At 37.7% G+C, this 21,942-nt stretch carries 22 protein-coding genes; 3 read left to right on the top strand and 19 right to left on the bottom strand.

Annotation, left to right across the window (positions count from 1 at the left end):
- Positions 1–152: 152 nt before the first annotated feature.
- Positions 153–1,067 (top strand): helix-turn-helix domain-containing protein, encoded by a 915-nt coding sequence (locus tag IC619_RS12860; protein WP_347239798.1) that lies wholly within the window; start codon positions 153–155, stop codon positions 1,065–1,067.
- A gap of 676 nt (positions 1,068–1,743) precedes the next feature.
- On the opposite strand, the gene IC619_RS12855 is transcribed toward IC619_RS12860, so the two are convergent.
- The 8 genes from IC619_RS12855 to IC619_RS12820 form a co-directional block, all read right to left on the bottom strand.
- Positions 1,744–2,268, bottom strand: a complete 525-nt coding sequence (locus tag IC619_RS12855) for a YxiF family protein (protein ID WP_191140422.1) — start codon at positions 2,266–2,268, stop codon at positions 1,744–1,746.
- Positions 2,269–2,586: 318 nt separating this feature from the next.
- The gene (locus IC619_RS12850) at positions 2,587–2,970 is read right to left on the bottom strand and encodes a DUF5412 family protein (RefSeq protein ID WP_191140423.1); all 384 of its coding nucleotides are present in this window, start codon (positions 2,968–2,970) and stop codon (positions 2,587–2,589) included.
- Between the two features lie 76 nt (positions 2,971–3,046).
- Positions 3,047–3,484 (bottom strand): phage holin family protein, encoded by a 438-nt coding sequence (locus IC619_RS12845; protein ID WP_191140424.1) that lies wholly within the window; start codon positions 3,482–3,484, stop codon positions 3,047–3,049.
- Positions 3,485–3,523: 39 nt separating this feature from the next.
- A complete protein-coding gene (locus IC619_RS12840) occupies positions 3,524–3,652 on the bottom strand; it encodes an XkdX family protein (RefSeq protein ID WP_191140425.1) in 129 nt (42 codons plus the stop codon).
- Between the two features lie 10 nt (positions 3,653–3,662).
- Positions 3,663–3,953 carry a hypothetical protein gene (locus IC619_RS12835; protein WP_191140426.1) on the bottom strand — a complete coding sequence of 97 codons (291 nt, stop codon included), beginning with the start codon at positions 3,951–3,953 and terminating at the stop codon, positions 3,663–3,665.
- A gap of 4 nt (positions 3,954–3,957) precedes the next feature.
- Positions 3,958–7,584: a phage tail spike protein gene (locus IC619_RS12830; RefSeq protein WP_191140427.1), complete on the bottom strand. Its 3,627-nt coding sequence runs from the start codon at positions 7,582–7,584 to the stop codon at positions 3,958–3,960.
- A complete protein-coding gene (locus IC619_RS12825) occupies positions 7,585–9,027 on the bottom strand; it encodes a distal tail protein Dit (protein ID WP_191140428.1) in 1,443 nt (480 codons plus the stop codon).
- Positions 9,017–10,588, bottom strand: coding sequence for a phage tail protein (locus IC619_RS12820; protein ID WP_191140429.1), 1,572 nt, complete (start codon positions 10,586–10,588; stop codon positions 9,017–9,019). Before IC619_RS12820 ends, IC619_RS12825 begins: the two co-directional genes overlap by 11 nt.
- Positions 10,589–10,655: 67 nt before the next feature.
- Between IC619_RS12820 and IC619_RS12815 the strand changes: the two genes are divergently transcribed.
- Positions 10,656–11,009, top strand: a complete 354-nt coding sequence (locus IC619_RS12815; protein ID WP_191140430.1) for a hypothetical protein — start codon at positions 10,656–10,658, stop codon at positions 11,007–11,009.
- 46 nt (positions 11,010–11,055) lie between these two features.
- Here the strand turns inward: IC619_RS12815 and IC619_RS17115 are convergent, their stop codons facing one another.
- The 8 genes from IC619_RS17115 to IC619_RS12775 form a co-directional block, all read right to left on the bottom strand.
- Positions 11,056–11,178, bottom strand: a complete 123-nt coding sequence (locus tag IC619_RS17115; protein WP_283770976.1) for a hypothetical protein — start codon at positions 11,176–11,178, stop codon at positions 11,056–11,058.
- Positions 11,179–11,297: 119 nt separating this feature from the next.
- Positions 11,298–11,663, bottom strand: coding sequence for a hypothetical protein (locus IC619_RS12805; RefSeq protein ID WP_191140431.1), 366 nt, complete (start codon positions 11,661–11,663; stop codon positions 11,298–11,300).
- Positions 11,664–11,736: 73 nt separating this feature from the next.
- Positions 11,737–12,162: a phage tail tube protein gene (locus tag IC619_RS12800; protein WP_191140432.1), complete on the bottom strand. Its 426-nt coding sequence runs from the start codon at positions 12,160–12,162 to the stop codon at positions 11,737–11,739.
- 36 nt (positions 12,163–12,198) lie between these two features.
- On the bottom strand, positions 12,199–12,576 hold the full coding sequence (gene gp17 / locus IC619_RS12795; RefSeq protein ID WP_191140433.1) for a tail completion protein gp17: 378 nt from the start codon (positions 12,574–12,576) through the stop codon (positions 12,199–12,201).
- A gap of 24 nt (positions 12,577–12,600) precedes the next feature.
- Positions 12,601–13,191 (bottom strand): sigma factor-like helix-turn-helix DNA-binding protein, encoded by a 591-nt coding sequence (locus IC619_RS12790; protein WP_191140434.1) that lies wholly within the window; start codon positions 13,189–13,191, stop codon positions 12,601–12,603.
- A 306-nt stretch (positions 13,192–13,497) separates the two neighbouring features.
- The gene (locus IC619_RS12785; RefSeq protein ID WP_191140435.1) at positions 13,498–13,806 is read right to left on the bottom strand and encodes a hypothetical protein; all 309 of its coding nucleotides are present in this window, start codon (positions 13,804–13,806) and stop codon (positions 13,498–13,500) included.
- Between the two features lie 765 nt (positions 13,807–14,571).
- Positions 14,572–15,282 (bottom strand): hypothetical protein, encoded by a 711-nt coding sequence (locus tag IC619_RS12780; RefSeq protein ID WP_191140436.1) that lies wholly within the window; start codon positions 15,280–15,282, stop codon positions 14,572–14,574.
- A 30-nt stretch (positions 15,283–15,312) separates the two neighbouring features.
- Complete coding sequence (locus IC619_RS12775) at positions 15,313–15,984, bottom strand: hypothetical protein (protein ID WP_191140437.1); 672 nt, start codon at positions 15,982–15,984, stop codon at positions 15,313–15,315.
- Between the two features lie 1,325 nt (positions 15,985–17,309).
- On the opposite strand from IC619_RS12775, the gene IC619_RS12770 reads away from it, so the two are divergent.
- Complete coding sequence (locus tag IC619_RS12770; protein WP_191140438.1) at positions 17,310–17,603, top strand: hypothetical protein; 294 nt, start codon at positions 17,310–17,312, stop codon at positions 17,601–17,603.
- Between the two features lie 200 nt (positions 17,604–17,803).
- On the opposite strand, the gene IC619_RS12765 is transcribed toward IC619_RS12770, so the two are convergent.
- The 3 genes from IC619_RS12765 to IC619_RS12755 form a co-directional block, all read right to left on the bottom strand.
- Entirely contained in the window at positions 17,804–18,601 is a 798-nt protein-coding gene (locus IC619_RS12765; RefSeq protein ID WP_191140439.1) for an SGNH/GDSL hydrolase family protein, read from the bottom strand.
- Positions 18,602–18,711: 110 nt separating this feature from the next.
- Positions 18,712–19,815, bottom strand: coding sequence for a radical SAM/CxCxxxxC motif protein YfkAB (gene yfkAB, locus IC619_RS12760; protein WP_191140440.1), 1,104 nt, complete (start codon positions 19,813–19,815; stop codon positions 18,712–18,714).
- Positions 19,816–19,854: 39 nt separating this feature from the next.
- A complete protein-coding gene (locus tag IC619_RS12755; protein WP_191140441.1) occupies positions 19,855–21,453 on the bottom strand; it encodes an ABC-F family ATP-binding cassette domain-containing protein in 1,599 nt (532 codons plus the stop codon).
- Positions 21,454–21,942: the final 489 nt, after the last annotated feature.

Raw genomic sequence — 21,942 nt, 5'->3', positions numbered from 1 at the left:
TTGAAATAGCGAGATTCTGGTTGACAAGCCCTAAATATCTCTCTCTTATCTATATTTTTTTCTGTCAGTAGATGGGACCACCCCAAAATCCTCCTCATTGATGAGTGAGGAGGGATTAATTTAAGGCTAAACTGTAGCGCAAATGATGTCATATGTATCACCTAACATGGAGGAAAATCACAATGAACCCTATCTCATCATCAATAGGAGAAACTATAAGAGAACACAGAAGAAAATTAGGAATGAATCAGCAACAATTATGTAAAGGGATATGTACGCAAGCATATTTGAGTCAGATTGAAAATGGAAAGTCAATTGCAAATGTATATATCTTACAACAACTTGCTAATAAAGTTGGCATATTAATTGAAGAGATTACTAGCAATCAATTTGAACAGATGTATATAAGTGAATTCTATTCTCAGGTTAGAGAAAACACGATGAGGGGGCACTTGGATTTTGTTTTAAGTACAATTATCGGAGAAGAAACGAATCCATTACTATCTGCTGAAGAACATCAGTCTTTTATTGCTTGGCATAAATCCATATACGCTTACAAAGAGGAAAAAAACTACCAAAAAAGCTTGCATTATCTAAATAAAGCAAGGCTGTATAAAGAGGATCATGATATTACATGCAAGATTGATTTAGAAATGATGCACACCAAAGCCAATATCTTTTTAGAAGAAGGTCAATTAGAAAAATCGATCGAAATATATCAATTACTATTAGGAATTAAAAAGAAGCTCCCTTTTCAACGCTGTAAGTTAGTTCACATACGATTACATTACAACTATGCTTTATCTTTATATTTGACAGGAAAGCATATTAACTCTTTAACTTTGTGTAATGAAGCAATTATGTATTGCCAAAAATTCTTTATGAACTATAGATTAGCTGACGTTTATTTACTAAAAAGTATGAATTTATTTAAATTAGGTAGATTTAAGGCGTCCGATTCATTTAAAAAGAAAGCTAAATTACTATTTGAAGCTCAGGATGAAGTTGAAAAGGCAGAACGAGCAGACTGTAGTGTAGGTTTGGTGTTACTGGAAGCGATTGAATAGTGAGGTTAGTTCTCTAGTCCTTCATATAGAATGAGGTTATCAGTATAAACAAATATAATTGAACTAACTTCTAATCTTTTCCGTTTTAGTTTCTTCTCTGTATTTTATTGGGAGCCCCCCCAACAAGCAACCGTGTCACTAAACACAATTGACTCAATATTCCTGTACGCTACGTTACCGGAGGTAAAATGACCAGGAGCGGGACGTAGCATAAGTCCGAAACTCGATGTCCGGTAAGGTCTTCGGTAGTTACTTAAACACCAGGTGCAGTAAAGGGTTAAACAAAATCACGCTTTGTGAAACGTTTCCTGGTTTACGTCATTAAGGCGTCCTAGTATCCCTTTGGAAAATTTGAAACCTATTGTAACCAAAGACATTATCGGACATATGGTATTGAATTCATGTAGTTAATTAGTTTGAAAAAGAACTCTTTTTATAAAATGACTAAAGAGTATGAGTGTATGTGAAGAGACATTTCACATGTAATTGAATCAAGTCTACCTGACCTTAATTTTATTTTCTGATCAAGTTTAGCCTATCGATGTTGTATTTGGGAATGACTTCAAAAAAGTATGGGTGAAAAACATCTGTGAAAGCTCAATGATATATTATAGATTTGATGGGTCAGATCATTTTGATATCTTCTCTGAAAACAATCGAGAAAGATGCTTACTTCTCACTCAAGTCCCTTAACGTGCTCATTGACAATGCCCCATTTTGTAAATAAATAGGCATGTTCCTCTACTTCAATTGCAAAGCCGTATTTAAGCTCATTAGATACAATTACTACATCTGTGGTCAATTTTCCATCACAAAAACTGCGCTCTGTACTTTCTAACAAATGAATACATTCTTTCAGCTTTAATTTAATACCATACCTTCTGTTTTCACCTCCATTTATATTTTGATTAAGAATAATGCATTGATCGTCCATTTTTTTAGTCAATTGCTGAACCATAATTTCTTTTCTTTTTATAATATCGTTATAATTTAAATGTTTTTCATTTCTATATTGAAATATAATGTTTCTATACACTAGTGATAGTATATTGTTAGATTCATTTAATTTAAGAAAATGATCCTCAGTAAGATATATTCCTAACTGTTCTTTATATATTTCAATAATACTCTCTATATCTTTTTTTGATTTATTTTCCAGAACCAATCTCTCCATCTTTTTTGTTCTAATATCTTTTTTCATTTTTGTTTCTACTCGCTGAGCTGAGATAGAGACACAAGCATAGAATACATGTCTATGTTCATGTTTTTCATAGTTATTTAAAGACTGTGAATTACATCGCCATTGAAATGGAGAGGCTTCTCGTTCGCAAATTCTAAATGTATCTTTAAGTTAAACATTGTAAAACCCATTTGCAATTCAGTTACTGTTGAAGGAATCATTTATGCTCTTATTGCGGTTTGGAGTGATTACATGCCCCAATCCTTAAGTTTTGGAAGTTAAGTAAATCCCATGTTTAAGCCTCCTAAAAACCGTGGTTTCCCACGGTCATAGTTAGATTTATTCATATTGTGTTTCTCTATCTTTTCTATCACCTTCGTAATAGTCTTTAATTACATCCAGCTTTATGCCATTAATTATGATTTGATCTTCTGCAATCCACTTCATTTCACCAAAGCACTGGTTCTCCTCTCGAAAGATTACACGCTTATTCACATTGAAGATGAACTTAGTTTCTGCTACTGTTCCAATGACCCAACAATCACTTGAACCAGCAAAACCGCCATTTTCTTCTAATGTCACGATATATTTACCTGAAGGCGATAGATATTCAGTTTCAGTTCCACCAAAAATTAAAACATCTAAGAAGAAATAAACGCCTCCTACAAACAGAATAAGCGTTCCTATGACAGCGAAAAAAGAGATCATTAATTTCTTAATCACCGATAAAACCCCCGAAGTAATGTTTATCTATATATAAAACATTATTCGAATTATCGCCTCTTTTTCATGTTGCTCTCTACTTGTCCAATTGATTTGACTTTTCACTCTTGGTTTCAATCATAGATAAGGCCCTACGAATTACAGATGGTACAGGCACACCGGAACGGGTCAAATTCTCCACAATACTTAATCCTTCATTAGCTAGATAGAACCAGATACATCCATCACGGAAGATATTATTTGTTCCTAGTAATGTATCCATCCAGTGAGCCATAGCTACAACGAGAACCATGCCTAGCTTCTTTAAGATTCCGATCGCTCCAACCTTGCTACTCAGCTGTTTGAGATGAATGGCTGCTATCCAACCTGTAATAAAATCAACCACCAAAAATACACCTAAAATGGTTAATAACTGTGTCCACTCTCCAAATGAGAAACTGGAGATTCCTCCACCCACAGCGAAGACCACTTTGATTAAAATGTGATCTGATAATGATTGGATCATCTCTTTCATAAGTTACCTCCTTTCATGAGAATAAAAAAACACGACCGCTCACAGAGCTATAATGGCTTCATACTCTTCTTGCGATATATATCCTTTAACTACTGCATTTTGTAGCTGTGTTTCTGTTACTGTCCCATATCTCCAACACATTGCGAAATAATCATATAAAGTTGACATCTTATCCCCCTTAGATCTCCAATAGAAAGTTAACAACACCTTGAAGTTGTTTATTCATCTCTTCCAGCTGTGTCATCTTATCTTTTAAAGATTCTTTCTGATCTAACTGGATATGGTTATCATCAATGGTGTCCCCCCTGTTTAATTCAACATCTTGATTGACGACAATAAAAGGAGAGCCAATTCCTCTTAGCTCTCCTCCATTCCAAAAGACATCACTATTTTTAACCGTTACATCTTGTAAATCTTTTAATACTTCTATAATTTCTTTTGACTCGTTATACAGAACCAACTGATACATTTGATCACCCTTCACAAACGATTTTTAATTTGCAATTTGGATTAAATATAGCGTACGGTGAGCCACTAGAGGCGTATAGCAAAATCCCTTTAGCTGAACCATCTTTAAACTTATCACCCGTTGTTTTGGGAAGTGTAAGCCTTGCAGAACGGCCCACGGCAATAGAACCAGCATTTATTTTAGCTATTTCCCCCTCTGGTGTCCCTGATGCTGAAGTTAAAGAATGCGTATATACATGAACACTTTGTGCAGCATTGGCCCCCCCACTCCTACGAGATAGATACAAGGAAACGCTTTTAATCGTCTTACCTTCAAGCTTCGATTGGATATCAGCGTAATTAAAAAAGGCTAACCCTTTGTGGTTACCCCATCCGCCATATTGCCCTTGATAAATATAATGATTGTCTGTTCTCCATCCATAAGTGGTTCGCCAGCTCTTGGTTGATGTAGCATTCCAGGTATAAGCGTAGGTAGTTGGTTTAGGTGTTGGCGGTGTTGGGGGCGGCGCATCGGGAGGGCTAGTTGTAAAAGTGACATTACAAACTGCACCAGATTTGAGCAACACTGTTCCATGGGGTCCAGAAGGTGCATATCCTTCACCGCCGACCACAGAAGGCCCATGAGCATAAATCCCGTAGAATCCACCTCGACCGTAACAATTTTGAACCTCGACGCGCGATCCAGAAGAAGCCGCGATTTGAGCATAGCTACCATTGTACAACTCACAATCAATCGCTCTACCAAAATTCCCCTGCATGACAACAAAACAATATTGAAGTAGCGTGTTTTGTCCAGCATCAATCAACATACCCTTGATACTCACGTAGGTGCAAGATACTGCCCCGATCACACCCCCCCATACTTTCTGAGGTACACCGTCTTCATCCAACATATCCTCGGTATTCTTAATCGTACCGTTTATCACATAAATATCATTTTTACAGTGCCGAAACTGTAAGGACCCATACATGATGTTGTTTTGACTTCTAAAATCAATGATGATCTTACCATCACCTAGGATTCCACTTAGCGTTACCATTCCCTCTGTCCATTCTCCCGTATCATCCATTATGACGATACGAACTCCGCCCTCATTGTATTGCGGGATTCGCGACAAGGCTTCTTTCAGACTGAGAAGAGGGAATTCTCTCGATGTCCCTACATTTACATCGGATGCAATATCACTATGATTTGGAGCAACGTATAAAGTAAAATCTTCCATATTTCGACCCACTACAGAAGGAGAAGAGATCTTAGCCGCAGTTAGATTGGTGAAGTCTGCACCGTTTGCATCAATACGGTGTATCGGGTCTTCGTTTCCATAGCCGTACACTTCAAGACTCCCGTTTGCACTTGATTGAACATTTGTCTGATCAGAAGGTCGCCATGAAGTAGGCGCGGTTTGATTGTCCTGTACTTCTTCTAGCATGAGACCATCAAAGTATATGGATAATCCTGCTGAACCCGTTTCAAGCTTTACTACTGCGCCATTCGTATCACTAGGAACAGTAAAATAAACATGTGTTCTTACCCATCCATCTTCAGGTAAAATTGACTTTATCTCACTATTAAACTTAGTCCTACTCTCATCATTGGTTACAACGCCTATTCTAAAGTCAGCAGGCTTGTCATCGTTTAGATTCTTACCATATGCACTCAATATATAGCTTTTACCACTCATTAAAGGGATTGGAAATACATTTTCATTTGGTGCTAATAATACATAGTTTTCAGTGTCTGTACCACGTAAGCGAAAGCGTTTATCTCCATACTTAGCATACTCGCTGCGGTAAATATGATGATAGTCAACGGTATTACTTCGATATACATTTAAAGGGCCTTCTGGATAGATTTCAAAGCTATCCAATTTGTCATTAACTAAGTTATACTGGTTTCCAATAGAAACTGTAACATCACGAAACTCAACCATATCGATTTGAACGACACCGTCATATTCTTTCTCTCCATCAGGATTCACATTATCAACGATGAAAACTGGTCTGACATACGTTGTTCCTTGTCTGAATTGACTATGTCGATCCCCGACGCCAGTGATCGTACCCGTAAAGGTTATCCATCCTTGCTCAACCGACAATATTTCTGCATAAGAACCACAATAGCGATGAAATCCACGCCCGCCACTAATATTCTGATAGTCGTTATCTAAGGTGGCTACACCCGCATAAAGTTTCGTATTGCCCTTTTCTGATGGTACAGTCTGTCTTACTCGGATCGTCATCTTATAGGTTCGATTGACATCAATCGGGATTGCATTTTTCCCATATATCCAGTCATGACCAGTGATCGAAAGAATATGATTTCCTGCGATCCCTCCCATTTCGATACGCGTACTATCTGATGTTAAAGGAGGAACCTCTTTTCCTGTGTAGTAATCCGAGTAGAATGTCTTGCCATGCTCGAAATAGGGATCAGTAATGGTACTGAAGGTAAGGTCTGACCCTTGATTCCACTTGTTTTCATAGCGGTTAATGGTGTTTTGTAAGTCATTTAGCTTATCTGCATAATTTGAAAAGGTTTGCACATATTCACCTAGCATGACACGATCCCTGGTCGGATCTGTTTTACTTCTTTTGAGCTCAATTACACGTGCTTCCAACATTAATTCAGGCTTAAAAGTACTGTCCTTGATGGCTATCGTATCGCCAATTCTGACCCTATGGGTTTCATAACCTGTCAGACGTTCCAGGTTAATTAAGTCTACTTGGTAGGTTAGACGTGGCTTAGATAACGCTTTTAGCTTCTCTAATGTCCGCTCGTATAGCTCTACTGCATTCGTGGCATCATTATCCTTAAACACACCAAATATATGACGTCCATTCTTTCCGTATCGGTTTAAAGCGTCCAGATTCCCAATCCAGTCCGCTTTCTTTTCATAGCCACTTGCTACCGAGCCTGTGTAACTTTTTAGAGTGAGTTCTGAACCTTGACTATCCCCTTTACCTAGCCCAATTAATGCGGTTACTAAATCTTGACTGTCTTCAAGTCTCTCTACACCTGCAAGTGATCGGCCATATTCAAACCTAACCTTTGCTTCATGCCCACGCTGGATACGGGCATTGATTTTCTTCTTGGTAACTTTTACGCCGTCAAATTCAACTAAGAACTCTATTTCAGCACCGAAAGCGTCTAAAATATCATGTACAGCTTTAAGTGATGTCCTATAGTCCTTCAGTTCAATATCTTTAAAACCACTATATTCAGCCTGTCCGATTTCCCACTCGGTATTGGCTAATGCCACCTTTAAGGCATTTTCAATATTGGTGCTATTTAAAACAGCCGGACGTACAATGGAACCTAATAGGTTTGATACAGCCGTGTTTTCACAACTTACCTTCTTGATATACTGTCCACCCTTATTGGATTCATTGATTTCTTTAATCGTGAAGAGTTCCAATTGATTATCCATATTCGGATAAATGATAAACCGCTCTGCGATAAACAGAGCGGAATCCTCATGATCAGCGGGAATAGTGAATTCAAAGGTTCTAAACCCATGTTCTAACTTCTCCGTGTGGAGATCATCGAAATAGGGTAGTCCCTGTGGTACATCGTTATCTAACACCTTTATACAAGTCATATTTTCATCTAATAGAAATAGTTTTTTATTCATTTATAGCCACCTCTTCTGATAGGTGATTTTACCGTTTTTAATAATGGCCGGTACAGTAGCAATACCATTGGTTCCTTTTTCAAGTTGGATAAAGGTACTACCTGGGTCTAACGCATCATAAAAGGGTTCATTATTCTTTAGAATGGTACCCGTACCACAATCGATCTTGAGTTGGTCACCTTCTTGAAACACATAGGGAATTTCTTCATCTGATAATGTGTTGTGTTTCCATACCTTTACATCATGAATATATACCTGCTCACGTGGCGTATATTTACCATGTGCAGCCGTATGAATTTGAACCGCCGCTAACTTCTCCATAAACTTTTCATCGTTGTCATAGTACCATGTTGACCAACGTCCCCAGTAATGTCCACCGGTAATTTTCCCAATCCAGAAACGCCAATGTTTACCTGACCTTTGAATTCTCATATAGCCATAAAAACCAGAATAGTAGTTTGTTCCGACTTCCGTATTAACAAAGTAATAGCCCGTTCCGAGTGCTCCAGCTCTCGCCTCTACTTTCGTGCGATTAGAGCTTGACCATGCATCAATAAGGGCAATCTTACCAATGCTCGCACCATTTACATCAAGTAAATAAAGTTCTAAACGTTGCACATTTTTAATGTTCTTCGGTCTAAAAGTAAACCTAAATTCTGCTGTGAAGTCTTGTATGGTCTCGTTGTTATCTAAAGTCTTCACCAGTGCAGGGCCATGCCAACCGATTTGGTTCTCTGTGGTATCGAATTTATCGACTAGCATCTTCTCACCATCTGAACGGAATGATCCCTGAATTGTTGCCCCATCTGCATGACTACCCGTCGTCCAATTTGAAATGCTCGAACAATCGTCATTAAGGACTAAGCTACGTTTTGGTGTGATGACTCTGCCCACTGGTGCAGGTTTTCCAAAGTACATAAATTCATCACCCGATACAATACCAAATTCGGTTGTATCTTCTGTAAACGTCATTTCGATAATGGGAGAAGCGGTTATGCCCCCATCATTTTCAACTTCAATCGGGTTTTCATCTGCCGGGTTCAATTGAATCGTGGTCTCTTCTCCATATAAGAATGGATCAGTACAAACGAATGTAAGACTCCCTTGACCAATATGTGCTACTTCTTCTAAGTCCGTGCTTCCACTTAATTTACATAAAAAGTACTTATCTGGTTCATTTAGCAATACCAGTTTCTTCGCCTCTTCGTAATACAACCAATTTGCTAACGCTCTTGTTTTTTGACGAAGATCGCTCGAAGACTTGGAAACGATCGTATAATCCACATTAATCTCTCGATTATCAAGCGTATTGCCAAAGTCATAGCTACCAGCCTTACCTGGTACGGTTATGACTTTTTGCGAAATCGGTGGTATCGATGTTGTCTTGACTGCATTTACAATCACAAAGTCGGGGATCACTACATCATTAAATTTAATAGCCATATGAAATCGCACCTCCTGCTCGTTCAGTACCCATTTGCATTTTGTGCAATTTTTGCGCAATCCTTTCAATATCTGCTTCCTCACGTACCACTAGTTCTGATATATTAATTGTATTCGCACCGCTTCCAAACCCTTGACTAGTTGATGCTGTTGCCATACTTTTATGTCCACCGTTCATCACAGCTAGCTGACTAGCAGATTGATTCGCTACTTGCTTGATCCCCGGGAGACCCGCATAAATCCCAGCTGTAAACATATCCATAAAGTTAGGTGCCCATTTGTGAGAACGACTACCCGGTCCTTTTTTAGTTGGGGAAGCGAAGCCGAGGAAGTCTTTTAAAGGTTGCATGACAGCATTTGCTGCATTTCTAACTCCACCTATCATGGAGCGAATCCCTGATATAAACATATCGATTAAATTTGACCCCCACCTTTTGGCATCTGACATGAGTCGACTAAATAGATCGCCTATTCCACTGATCATCGTGTTGATTACTTTGAGTACGCCATCTATTTTCTGCCTAATTACACTGATTACTGTAGAGAAAATCGTTTTAAAGATATTAAGTACGGAATTCCAACATTTACTCCACTGACCAGTAAATAAATAAGCAAATGCTTCTACTATAGACATAATGACATCAACAGCACCGCTAAAAATTGTTTTAATAATATTCCATATAGTCTGTATTATCGTTTTAATGGCGTTCATTGTCGTTGTAATGATAATTTGGATGTATGGCCATGCCATTTCAAAAAGGGCCATAATACCCGCAATAATCGGTTGTAAAAAAGCCATAATGCCATTCCATATATTCATAAAAGCTTGCTGGAGTACCGGCCAAATCCCACTCCACCATGTCGTAATACGTTGCCACTCGGATAGAAAAAAAGAAACAATGGTATTAATCATAGGTTGAAAAAATGCCCATACAGCCGCTAAACCATTTTTAATTGCTGCCCATACGGTGTCTACCAAATTACGAAAGCCTTCAAAATGGGTGTAGGCATAAATTAAACCAGCTACTAGTAGCATAATACCCGCAATTACAAGAATCACGATTCCTACTATAGGTAATAGAGTCGTACCTAACAATCCTGTAGCAGTAGTTATAGCAGTAAATGCAGCTGACCCTAAAACAAAAGCTTGAACCAAACCAAGCACTGCTCCGATTATCATCGTACCCACAAGCAGTACTAATTTAGCAGATTCAGGAAGCGCATTAAATGCATCTACCAAGTTTGTTATTGTATTGACAATCGGTACAAAAACGGTCGATAATGTAGATCCAAGCCCCCCAAGTGATTCCTTTAATCCTTCTATAGCTGTTTTCATTTGAGAGTCATCTTTTACTAAAGCGAATAAACTAAGTGTTAGAGTTCCATATCCAACCAAGCCTAAGTTTCCAATTGCAGTATCATTTGCATCTTTATTTTTTGCTATTCTATCATTTTGAAATTCTAAGCCAAAATCATTTAACGTCTTTAATTTTCCATCTATCTTTTTCATTGAATTTTCAATAGAGCTCAAATCAATTGATGGATTATTATTTTCTGCCATACTATTCCTCCTTACTGTATACTGAATGAAGAGAAGTTAATTTTAATTAAAAGGAGTTAATAAATTAATGGATCCTGTCGACAATGCCTCTTATGGTTATATATTTGAAAGAATGCCCAGAAGAGCCAAATGGTTGTTTTGGGCATATGGATCTGGAACAGTAGGTGTCATATGTTTTATGACCCTTATCTTATTTCCTGTCGCTATAATCTTGATCCCTTTTGCATTTTACTGTATATGGAAACAACTCCGTTATCCTGTATCTAAAGTAACATGTCCAGTATGCAAGCGAAAACTTCAAGTTGAAGTAAATGTTCAAAAGTTTCATTGTATTTGCCATAGACTCCTTAAAAGAGATGGTGACGAAGAAATGGCTATTTTTTGTATAAATGAGATGCAAGCTGAAATAAAAACAGATTAATCTACATCTTTTTAATTTTACGTATAGAAGAAACTGAAGCAAGAGATTAAGGCTTCCCTATCCCTTGCTTCAGCTGTTCAAATTTCATCTCTTTCTCTTCTTTCGTCATTTTTTTCTCTTTGCCGAGGAGTTGTTTTACCGTAATTTTCTTCTTGGTTTGCATATTCATCAGGTTTGCAGCGTGCCAAGCAACGAGATGTAACTCCTGGTCGGAGCGAAGTTCGTATCCCTCGGCTAGCTCATTTAATTCCTGTGGTGTAAGTTCCCAAAATTCATGCGGTTTTAAATTTAGCGGACCGAAAGCGAGGCGTTTGGTTTCTTGCCAACTCCAGTCGGACCGCTTACCCGTTTTTTTCCCTTTTTACCCTCTTCCTTTGGGAAAGCAAGGTTCATCGCTTCTGCTACTTTCTCACCAATATATTCAATATTTTCGAGGTCCATGAGGTCACCTGCTTCTTGCAGGGTTAAATCTGGGTTTTGATGAATGAGCCCTGCCCATAATAGTGCACGCAGTTCTTTCATCCCGACATTTCCTAATTCGGTCACCGGTTTTCCCATCACATCTTCTAACTCAGATAGTGCGTTCATCGTAAACTTTAAGCGTCGTTGTTTATCCAGTTGAATATCTACAAATCCACGTTGTTTGTTTGCCATTTATATTTCCTCCCGATTTGTGAAATAAAAGAGAAGCCCCTAAAAGAGTGGGACTTCATTTATATTTAAAATATTAGGATGCAGTAGCTGTCGCCATTTCACCTGTACCACGGAATGTAGCAGATAAGGTTACAATATCATCTACCGCATTGTTTACTTCAAACGATGTAATAAAAGCTTCCCCTTCATAACCTGTATTCCCAGTACCATCTTTGGGGAATAGTTGAACTTTAACTACACTCCCATTTACGAGTGCGTCATATAAGCTTTCCTGTACCGTATCTCCATGAATGTAAATCCCCTCTGCTTCAAGCTCCCATTCTTTCATGCCTGGAAGATACTCCATCCAGCCATTGCTCGCAAAGCTGCTTGCTTCTAGTTCTTCTTGACTAATGGTTAGTGTTGAATCTTTAATAGAAGCAATCGCTTCATAAGTTGTTCCATTATCCTTTGATAAATAGATATTTCCTTCGAAACCACGAATTGCTTGAGATGCCATCATAAATCTCTCCTTTAATTTTGGTATGATTTTGTATTAAATGTCTAAATTCATTTGCATAGAAACCTTATAGAGCTTTGCTCTGTCGTACGCTATCGTGCTCTTCATAAATGAACACATCACTTCTCCATAATCGGTAAAAGTAATCACTTGATTCATGAGTAACTTCTCTACTTCAACCCATACATTTTTAAGTTCTTCATAACTTTTACTACTATAAGCTTCGATTATTAAGGTGGCGGTTTCTCCTCGCGATGTGGTGGTCTGCAAAGGAATTGAATTCCCACCGGTAACTACCACGAATGGATAAGTCGGATTTTCTGGCACATATTCATAAACACCCGATATCTTATCCATAAGGTTTGTGTCACGCTTAAGTAAGTCTATAATCTGTTGATGAACTGAAAGCAGCATACTACTCGTAAAAATCACCTCCTTTTATGAATCAAAATACATATTAGCGCCTTCATATATAGATGGCTTTCGTATAGCAAGTTGTTCAACTGGAACGTGCGAGTAGCAATCTTTTTGCACCTCGGTCGATCGAACATATGCTTTTAACTTTGTTTCAGCTCGTCTAACGTAAGATTGAACAGCTGACTTTGAACAATGAAGTAATGACGCTGCTTGCCCAAAGCTAAGCCCTTCACCTCTAACCGCAACAAATGATTCATATTCTGACTGAGAAAGTTGATCGAATAACTCCTGAATAAACGCATTTTCTTCCGCTTGAGTAGGTTGCTTTTTCTGAGCTTCTTGCCATTCGATTTCTCTCTGCTTTTTCTTAGAAAAACTGTCCCACGATACTTCTCTCTGATATCCTGCATATCTTGCGATGTTTCTACGATTTACGGGTTCAAAGCTAGATTCCATCCTTTGTATGGTCCACTGTAAATCACTCTCCATATTTCTAAGCAAACGTAAATCTTCGCGATCTTGTTCTTTTAAATTTGCTTTGCCTAATATCTGATTCCTCAATTTTTTAACTTTATTTAGAGATATTTGATATTCGTCTCGTAACGTTTCCAAAAAACCATTCCCCTCTTTCTGTTATTAGACAAAAAAATAGGAAAAAGAGACCGGTCAGAAACTGACCGATCTCTTTTTCCTTCGCTTTGAATCCTTGTCCTAAATGTCCTTGTAATAACAATAACACGTTTATACGGCTTTATGGTCTCAACATCGTCTCATGATTGTCTCAATATCCTCTCATGATTGTCTCAGTCCTATCATGCGACAAAAAATTAAAAGGCCTGAGTCCGGCTCGATACCGAATTCAGGCCTTCTACATTGTGACTTTAGGGAGTCATTTCTAAGTTTTAGATATTATCTGTATTAATTGATTATAATATCAACGTTTCCTCTATAATAGCATACCCACTGATTATCATCGCCTTCCTTACCTACACCGCCGCTCTGGCACCATGTTCTGTCTATATAACCTGCATATTCAATTCTACCTAGATTTAAAGATTCGTAGTAATAAGTTGTTTTTGGTGTATCCTGCCATGAAGGATATTGGAATTTCCAGTATTTAACTGTTTTTGTAGCCTGTATTTGGGCAGCTGATGCCTCCGAGAAGTTTGCCAATAGACCGAATGCAAACATAAAAATTGCTAGCGTAGCTAGTGAGAATTTTTTCATTTTAATCACTCCATTTTTAAATTTTCGATCAAGCTTTAGTATAGCAACAAGATCTATTTTTAGATGTGATTTTGGTCACAGTAGATTTTAAATTTTTTAGATAACCACAAAAGCAACAGACACCTGAATACGATTTGAATACGATGTGTTACAGCTTTATTTTTGGGGTGTTCGTGCTGATTATTGACAACATAAAGCCACGATCCACCATTTGACCGATACGCTACTTTCTCCTGAATTGGCAAGATACACTATGGTTGATGAAGATACTAATATCCATTTATTTGCAATAATTTTATGTCGTTCGGTTTAGTTCATATTAGTCATCTTCATTTGTAAGATATTACTATAATAGTCTTAATAATTGTAATACTAATGCTCTATCACATTAATCAAAGTAAATGATGGCGCGATCCAACAATCTACAACGATAAAAGCACCACACGACCCACTTTTTGTAATGTGAAAAGAGCAGGCAATCGTTCACGTCAGTTCTGTTATACCCGTAGAGGTACAGAAAGTAACCGCACATCTTTGGATACATACGAAAGCCGCCCAACCAAACCTCGGTCATGAAGCTCCTTTTTACGTGAGAAGGTGCTACATGAATAAGCTTGGAAAGGCGGATAAGTTTGATACACTTCCTCATGACCATGTTGTCTTTCATCACAAGCTATTAGCATGATATCTGCAGAAGTAGGTCATCTACCACTTAATATTTCAATACAATTTAGAGAATTTAATACTGAACAGGTCGTCCTTTTGCTATTTAAATTTCATCACTTTGATAGCTTTCACATTCACACTGTAGTTGTAATTTGTGAATGATGCATTATTTAAGTACTCTACTTTGGAAGCATTGGCAGAGATGGTCAGACCAACAGGCATACCTAGTAATTTCCCGCCTCTCTCTACTGCAAAAAATAAGTTATAGAGGTAACTTACATTTGATGCAGAGGATTGTTTCCATTGCATGTAACCTGTGTCAACGAAACTCAAGTTTAAGAATGTAGATTTCATGCTTTGCTTGTATGCCTCTAGCTGTTCTGGAGTTAAGGATACAGACAATGAATTTGCCAATAGCTCTACTAGTTTTTCAGACATAAGATCTACATCGGCATTATCCTGATTAATGGTTTGGTTCATGGTTCCCAGAAGTCCTAACGTTCCATCCGCCTTAACAATATCAATTGCTTCTCCAAATTGAAGCTCTAATGTTTCCCTGTCCACGGCATCAGTAAATTTATCTGCCATATAAAATGCATCTTCAAGCAATTGATCAGGTACATGCCAAGCTTCTCTAAATTCAATCGATCCGTCTTCTTTTAGAATGATCGTAGGCATTATGTTATTACTGGAATTTAACGTTTCAGGAGATGAGATGTTGTTAGGCACTGAGCCTGCTGCTTCAGACATCATTGGAACGGATAAACTAACTAACGTCACAACCAAAGAACTAAGAAATAGCTTTTTCATTGATAAATTTCCTCCTTAGATAGGCACGTATTAGTTGACTAGCTGCATGATTCTTAAACCACGCTGTCTTAATTCATAATTAATGAAGTCATTTTTAGTTAGATTTAATACTTTTTCTTCAGTTGTATCGATCTCAACAGTTAATATTAAAGGTAGGGCTAAGAAGACAGCATCTCGTTCGATTAAAAATACCATGTTATAGGTATAAGTCGTAGGGCTGTTTGAATCTCCGTCTGAATGAATATCAAACCAATCCATGTGCTCTTGTTCTTTCAGATTAATAAAAGCATTTGAAATTTTTTCTTGATATAATTCTCTGTTCGCATTTGTAAAGGGCAATCCCAGATGAAATAAAGTTTGGTCTGCTATCTGTTCAATTAACGAAGAAACTTGATTTGCGCCACTAAACTTCAAGTTGATCGTTCCTTGTAAAGCAAGATCTTCCCTTTCTTTAGAAAAGTCAATTAAGTTTCCAAGTGAGATTTTATTGGTTTGAGAATCAATGGCTGCTTGTTCCATATCTTGAACTAGCTTCTCCGCATCTTCATACTTGTGGTTACTTACAAAAATAAATTCTTTAAATTGAGAAATATCAGCTGTTTTCTTTACTACATTGGATTCTGCTGAGATGGTCATCGCATTTGAATTGCTAAAAGTCATCAAAGTAATTGTTGCCAAAAACAATATGAATAGTTGCTGCATTTTCCACTCCCTTTCATTAGATAGAATATTTGTGATCAAACATTCTATCAATAAATTTTAACCGACTACTAAATATATTGACATTTTAGGTGGGAGTAAAATTAGAAGTTAATTTATACTCCTAATACCCTCTATTATAATAATACATCGACTATATAAAGAAAAACTTTTATAATTTTATATACTTATATATGGATGACTATTTGAATATACCATCATTTTAATGGTAAGAGTAAATATAATAAAGGTATGTTTTATGCTCAGCATAAAACATACCTTTATTATTCTATCTAACTATGAACAAATATAAAAAAATTCATTATTATTTTTTTGTAATGATTATGTATTTTTTTAGAGAAAACACGCTCCTCGATTACAAATTGTGATGTGATAGTGTGGGTTCATTACACTTAAATCTTTATTAAGAGAATTGTTCTGATATGAATGATCGGGCTAATTTTTGCACCAGACTCCTTTCATATTTTTTTCCTTCTTGTACTCCAGTAATAAAATAATATGAAAGCAACTATTATAATCGGAGCATAGAATAAGTAATAGTGAAATAGATTCTCTATGGGCGGCTTTCCGAAGCCCAAATTTTCTCGAAATAATTTATCAAAAATATACATTATCAGTGGTAATATAACGATGTAAACCGTCACTTTTAACACTTGCATTTCTATTCCCCCTACTAACAGTAAATTTTTTAAAAAATGGGGTTAGATCATTAGTATGATTCGTATTTAAATCATTATAAACTATATTGCCTGCAATATAACAAAACCAATTCTGTTTACATGAATTTAAATATTTATTAAATAAAAATATAGTCACTAGTAGTTTTATCAAGAACACGGTTAGGCATGAGAAAGCGATGTAGTTGTTCCAAACCACATCCGGCGATTAACCAATATTAGGTTATAGACATTCTTCCATGTTAAAATGCTGGCACGCATGGTAGACAGAACCCGTCCAACTAATTGGAAGCGATCTGTGTTGTAACTTAAAGAAAAAAGGATTTCGATTTAGTTGTTCAAAATGACGATGGACCTTATAGTAAAGATATTGACATTGCCCTATGAAATAGGTAATAAAAGCAGTGTACATTTGGCCGTGTACAGCACTGGATACATCCAGATTGATCGGCAATTGTGTTTCAAGGTCTGGTTTACCGGCACAGTCGAAGGCAACCGGCCTTGCACATTATCCCTACTCAACACTACCGATATCATCAAGAGATTAGGATGCACAAGGCATCCTTTTTTGTGTTAAAATGTAATTCACACATGCTGATTTTTCTTAATTTAACAACTGGAGTGATTAAAATGAAAAAGTTTGCACTAGTTACAATTGCAGTTTTTATGTTTTCATTCGGTCTATTGTTTAGTTTTCCCGAGGCTTTTGCTGCTCAAGGAAAAAACGTGACTCAAACGATTGAATATTCCAAAACGCTATACCCTTCATGGCAAGACACACCCAAGCAAATTTACTATTATCAAGCTATCAATGCTGGCGCAGCCGTCTATGCTGGAGATATAGAGCGAACTTATTGTACCCCAGGTTTCAGCTCAGATACATGGAAATGTACTTATAAAGGATTTGTACCTTTATATAATTAGTATTTACGCAATAAGTATGGATGAAAAAGGACGCTCAATTTGATCCATGCGATCACCATTAAAGCCAATATTACGCATAAGAAATCGCTCCTTTCGCAGATGTTACACGAATGAGCGATTTCTTATTTGCTTTTGGGGCAAGCCCCTCATACTCGTTTTAAAAACTGAATGAAGTTTCATTCATGTAAGCCCTTACATTTTTAGAATTCATCATACCCTAGCTTGCGGAAGGTTTGCGCAATCTTCTTATAGCCTTTGTCATTAGGATGTAGCCCATCAATAAAGATGTATCCGGCTTGAACTGGATCTTCTTCGTGTGAATCCCCATTAAATTCGGTGTATACATCTGCCATTAGATAGCCCATGCTCTGCTTTTCCTCGATAAATTGGTTGAATTCATCTAAGTATGGCTTAAACACTTCAAAGCGCGACTTTGTGCCATCATGGCTTTTGGCTTTTTTGTCTTCTTTCACATAAGGATTGTAAAGATTCATCGTTTTAAAATTGGACGTATCTCCATTTCGCAATTCAATAATAATGTCTGTAATTTGCACCCACTCATCTTTTAGTCGTGCTACAGTATCACGCATACAGTCCTGATTATCTGCCCCACCACAGGTTCCTTTGATATACTTGTTACGGGCTGCTCGCATATCGTTTCCACCGATTTCATAGGTTAAAACATCTGCTCTGGCAATATTTTTGCGCATTCCACTATCATTTTGTAAAGCTTTAAGTAGCTGATCGCTTTTCCAGCCACCCACGCTTTCGTTGTGTACGATCACCCATTTTTTATTATCAATTGAGATGTAATACTGATATCGCGGTACATAACCCAGTATACCACCGAACCCAAAACCGATTGAATCTCCTATTGCTGTGTATCTCAGCGCGCTCCCTTGTATTTCTTGATCATCTGCCGCTACCGCTTGTTGTGGGACTGCCAATACCATAGCCAACATAAAAATCGATAACATCATCCCGTATGCTCTACGCATACCATCCCCCCCTTTTTTTCTTTATTATTATATCATTATTATCAATATTCACACATTTATTTTTTTATCCTTCAGAAGTGAAGGATAAAAAGCGTATCGTCGGACACCATCTAGTTTCCAACTGCTACTTTTGCTGTGCGTGTGTGAAAATCCCAGTCAGGATAATACGCATTGGCTACCAATATATTGGGGCCTGTACAATGAGCCGCAGGACAAAAGCAATGGTATTGCTTAGCTACTGGATGTGTTAACCACCGTTCAAATACATCGGTTAGGCGATCTTGGCGAATATTACCCAAAGCAGGAATATCGCCAAAATCCGTCACAATAACATCACCGGTAAAAGCATTCACATTTAACCGATTGCGACCATCGGGATCGGGACGCACCGTTACATTGGGTTCTTGTGCTAAGCGAAGCCACAAATCATGGTCAGTGGTCTCATCACTGCATGGAAAAAAGGGTAAAGTCCCAAATAAAATCCATACATTGGGGTCGCGTATTTCAAGCAACCGCGTAACGGTATCTCGATATTGATCAAGGGTGATTAAATCCAATCCTTTTGCAAAATCGCTTGGATATAACGGGTGAACTTCATGCCTTTGACAACCCATCTCCACAATATCTTGATGAATTTTTTCAATATGTTGATGAGTAAACGGGCTGAGCAAGGATTCCGCTGATACAAAAACCCCTTGCTTTGTTAATGCTTTGGCATTTTCTTTCATCTGTTCAAACCGCTTTTCCGCTACAGAAAGACTTACTTCTCTATCGAAGCGTTTATATGTAATTCGGTGAAAATCTTTTACATCTCGATAGTTGTATGAAATATGTAAAACATCCAGATCTTCAATCCAATCTTCATAACGAGAAAGCGGTAATGTGAGATTGGAATTTAGCTGTGTGTGTATCCCACGTTCTTTGGCATAACGTAACAAAGGTATAATCGTTTCTCTCACCACTTTAGGATGTAGAATCGGTTCTCCCCCTGTTAAACTAATCGTTTGTAAGGACTCAATTTCATCTAAGCGGCGAAGCAATAAGTCCAGCGGCAGTGTCGCGCCTTCTTTTTCTAGCAATTCTTCCCCTACTGCACAATGTTCACACCTTAAATTACATAAATTAGTGACGGTAAACTCAATACTCGTTAGCTCATATCTTCCATTTTGAAACCGCGTTTCAAAAGTATTCCATGGATCATGCATTGTAAACATCTCACTTCTCCTCAAAAAAAGTGAGGGGTAGTCTCCCCCTCACTTTTGTTTATCTTTCCACTCTAGATAATCATCATAAGTCATTTGCTTATCCAACACTTGTCCATCTGGTTTAATCTCGATGATTCGATTAGCAATCGTCTGTATAAATTCATGGTCATGTGAGGTGAATAACATGGTTCCATTAAATTTAATTAAACCTTTGTTCAGGGCTGTAATGGATTCCAAGTCTAAGTGGTTAGTCGGGTCATCTAACAATAAGACATTGGCACCGCTTAACATCATACGTGACAGCATACAGCGTACTTTTTCTCCTCCAGACAGTACAGACGGCTTCTTCAGCACTTCTTCACCCGAGAAGAGCATACGACCGAGAAATCCGCGCAAGTGTGATTCCGTTTGATCTTTAGAATAAGGACGAAGCCAATCGACTAAACTGGGCTCATTTCCTTGGAAATACTCATTATGATCTTTAGGGAAATAGGCTTGCGTTGTGGTGATCCCCCAATGATAACTGCCACTGTCAGGTTCTAATTCTCCCGCGATGATTTGTAATAGCGTAGTATTAATCGTCTCGTCTTCACTTACAAGTGCAATTTTATCCCCTTTATTCACAGTGAGGTGTAAATGATTCAATAGAAGCTCACCATCAACCGTCTTGGAGACTCCTTCCACACGCAATAAATCATTTCCAGCTTCGCGCTCTGACTCAAAGTGAATGAACGGATAACGTCTTGACGATGGTTTAATATCGTCTAATGTCAGTTTCTCCAATTGCTTTTTTCGTGAAGTCGCTTGTTTCGCCTTTGAAGCATTGGAACTAAAACGAGCGATAAAGTTTTCGAGATCTTTTCGCTTCTCTTCCATCTTTTTATTTTTCTCCTTGGCGAGTTGCAAGGCCAACTGACTAGACTCATACCAGAAGTCATAGTTTCCTACATAAAGACGTACTTCCCCAAAATCAATGTCTACGGTATGTGTACAAACTTGATTGAGAAAGTGACGATCATGGGAAACAACAATGACGGTACTCTCGAAATCGAATAGAAAATTCTCCAACCAGCGTACCGCATGAATATCTAAATGGTTTGTCGGCTCATCTAATAATAAGATATCCGGTTTTCCAAATAGGGCTTGTGCAAGTAACACCTTTACTTTTTCTGAGCCGAGTAAGTCTTTCATTTGTTTGGTATGTAGTTCTTCTGCTACTCCTAATCCAGATAATAAAATAGCAGCCTCAGACTCTGCTTCCCATCCATTTAGCTCAGCGAATTCACCTTCAAGTTCAGCAGCCCGCATCCCATCTTCATCAGAAAAATCAGGTTTAGCATAAAGCGCATCTTTTTCCTGCATAATAGCATGTAGTCGTGTATGCCCCATAATAACGGTATTTAGTACGACTTCATTATCATATTGATAATGATCTTGTTTCAGGACAGCTAGTCGCTCTCCTGGGGTAATGGACACGTCCCCTTTATTGGGCTCTACATCTCCAGACAATATTTTGAGGAAAGTAGATTTTCCCGCTCCATTGGCGCCAATCACGCCATAACAATTTCCACGCGTAAACTTTAAGTTCACATCTTCAAATAACTTACGCCCACCAAAACTTAGGCCCACACCATGAACTGAAATCAATACAAACTCCCCCGTTCTTACTCCATTTCTCGTCTATTTTAAGCATTATTGGTACGGAAAGCAATCATTCATTAAGCACTAGTCGCTCATTTTTGTAATCTATTACGTCGATTGTTACACCGCTGTCTCCCTATTTCTCTTATTTGTCTCCTACATTACATGTACATTACAAATCGTCAAAACAACAGACAGTTTCACACCTCACAGACTATAATAAGTTTAACATCAAATGACGCGGAGGTACAAAAAATGAACAATCCAGTGATCGGACTTATTAATGCAACACTACTCAGCATTCCATTTTGGGGGATTACCATCTTTACCGTTCAAAAATTATTTGGATAAAAGGAGGAATTTAATCGTGACTGGGCTCATCAATGGTACAATATTTAGTTTGCCACTTTGGGGATTGATTTACGTCGGTGTTCAAATCATCTTCTAAAACCATCATTTACTTTGGAAATGATGGTTTTTTTGTGTGCTTTTCTA

This window comes from Polycladospora coralii (genome assembly GCF_014773435.2).
GTDB lineage: Bacteria > Bacillota > Bacilli > Thermoactinomycetales > Thermoactinomycetaceae > Polycladospora > Polycladospora coralii.
The sequence above is the reverse complement of the archived record's forward strand: the minus strand, read 5'-3'. Positions and strand labels throughout refer to the sequence as shown.

Coding starts and splice junctions, on each gene's coding strand:
- IC619_RS12860 (WP_347239798.1), top strand. CDS start 153: ATGTATCACCTAACATGGAGGAAAATCACAATGAACCCTATCTCATCA.
- IC619_RS12855 (WP_191140422.1), bottom strand. CDS start 2,268: ATGAAAAAAGATATTAGAACAAAAAAGATGGAGAGATTGGTTCTGGAA.
- IC619_RS12845 (WP_191140424.1), bottom strand. CDS start 3,484: ATGAAAGAGATGATCCAATCATTATCAGATCACATTTTAATCAAAGTG.
- IC619_RS12840 (WP_191140425.1), bottom strand. CDS start 3,652: ATGTCAACTTTATATGATTATTTCGCAATGTGTTGGAGATATGGGACA.
- IC619_RS12835 (WP_191140426.1), bottom strand. CDS start 3,953: ATGTATCAGTTGGTTCTGTATAACGAGTCAAAAGAAATTATAGAAGTA.
- IC619_RS12830 (WP_191140427.1), bottom strand. CDS start 7,584: ATGAATAAAAAACTATTTCTATTAGATGAAAATATGACTTGTATAAAG.
- IC619_RS12825 (WP_191140428.1), bottom strand. CDS start 9,027: ATGGCTATTAAATTTAATGATGTAGTGATCCCCGACTTTGTGATTGTA.
- IC619_RS12820 (WP_191140429.1), bottom strand. CDS start 10,588: ATGGCAGAAAATAATAATCCATCAATTGATTTGAGCTCTATTGAAAAT.
- IC619_RS12815 (WP_191140430.1), top strand. CDS start 10,656: ATGGATCCTGTCGACAATGCCTCTTATGGTTATATATTTGAAAGAATG.
- IC619_RS17115 (WP_283770976.1), bottom strand. CDS start 11,178: ATGAATATGCAAACCAAGAAGAAAATTACGGTAAAACAACTCCTCGGC.
- IC619_RS12805 (WP_191140431.1), bottom strand. CDS start 11,663: ATGGCAAACAAACAACGTGGATTTGTAGATATTCAACTGGATAAACAA.
- IC619_RS12800 (WP_191140432.1), bottom strand. CDS start 12,162: ATGGCATCTCAAGCAATTCGTGGTTTCGAAGGAAATATCTATTTATCA.
- gp17 (WP_191140433.1), bottom strand. CDS start 12,576: ATGCTGCTTTCAGTTCATCAACAGATTATAGACTTACTTAAGCGTGAC.
- IC619_RS12785 (WP_191140435.1), bottom strand. CDS start 13,806: ATGAAAAAATTCTCACTAGCTACGCTAGCAATTTTTATGTTTGCATTC.
- IC619_RS12780 (WP_191140436.1), bottom strand. CDS start 15,282: ATGAAAAAGCTATTTCTTAGTTCTTTGGTTGTGACGTTAGTTAGTTTA.
- IC619_RS12775 (WP_191140437.1), bottom strand. CDS start 15,984: ATGCAGCAACTATTCATATTGTTTTTGGCAACAATTACTTTGATGACT.
- IC619_RS12770 (WP_191140438.1), top strand. CDS start 17,310: ATGAAAAAGTTTGCACTAGTTACAATTGCAGTTTTTATGTTTTCATTC.
- IC619_RS12765 (WP_191140439.1), bottom strand. CDS start 18,601: ATGCGTAGAGCATACGGGATGATGTTATCGATTTTTATGTTGGCTATG.
- yfkAB (WP_191140440.1), bottom strand. CDS start 19,815: ATGTTTACAATGCATGATCCATGGAATACTTTTGAAACGCGGTTTCAA.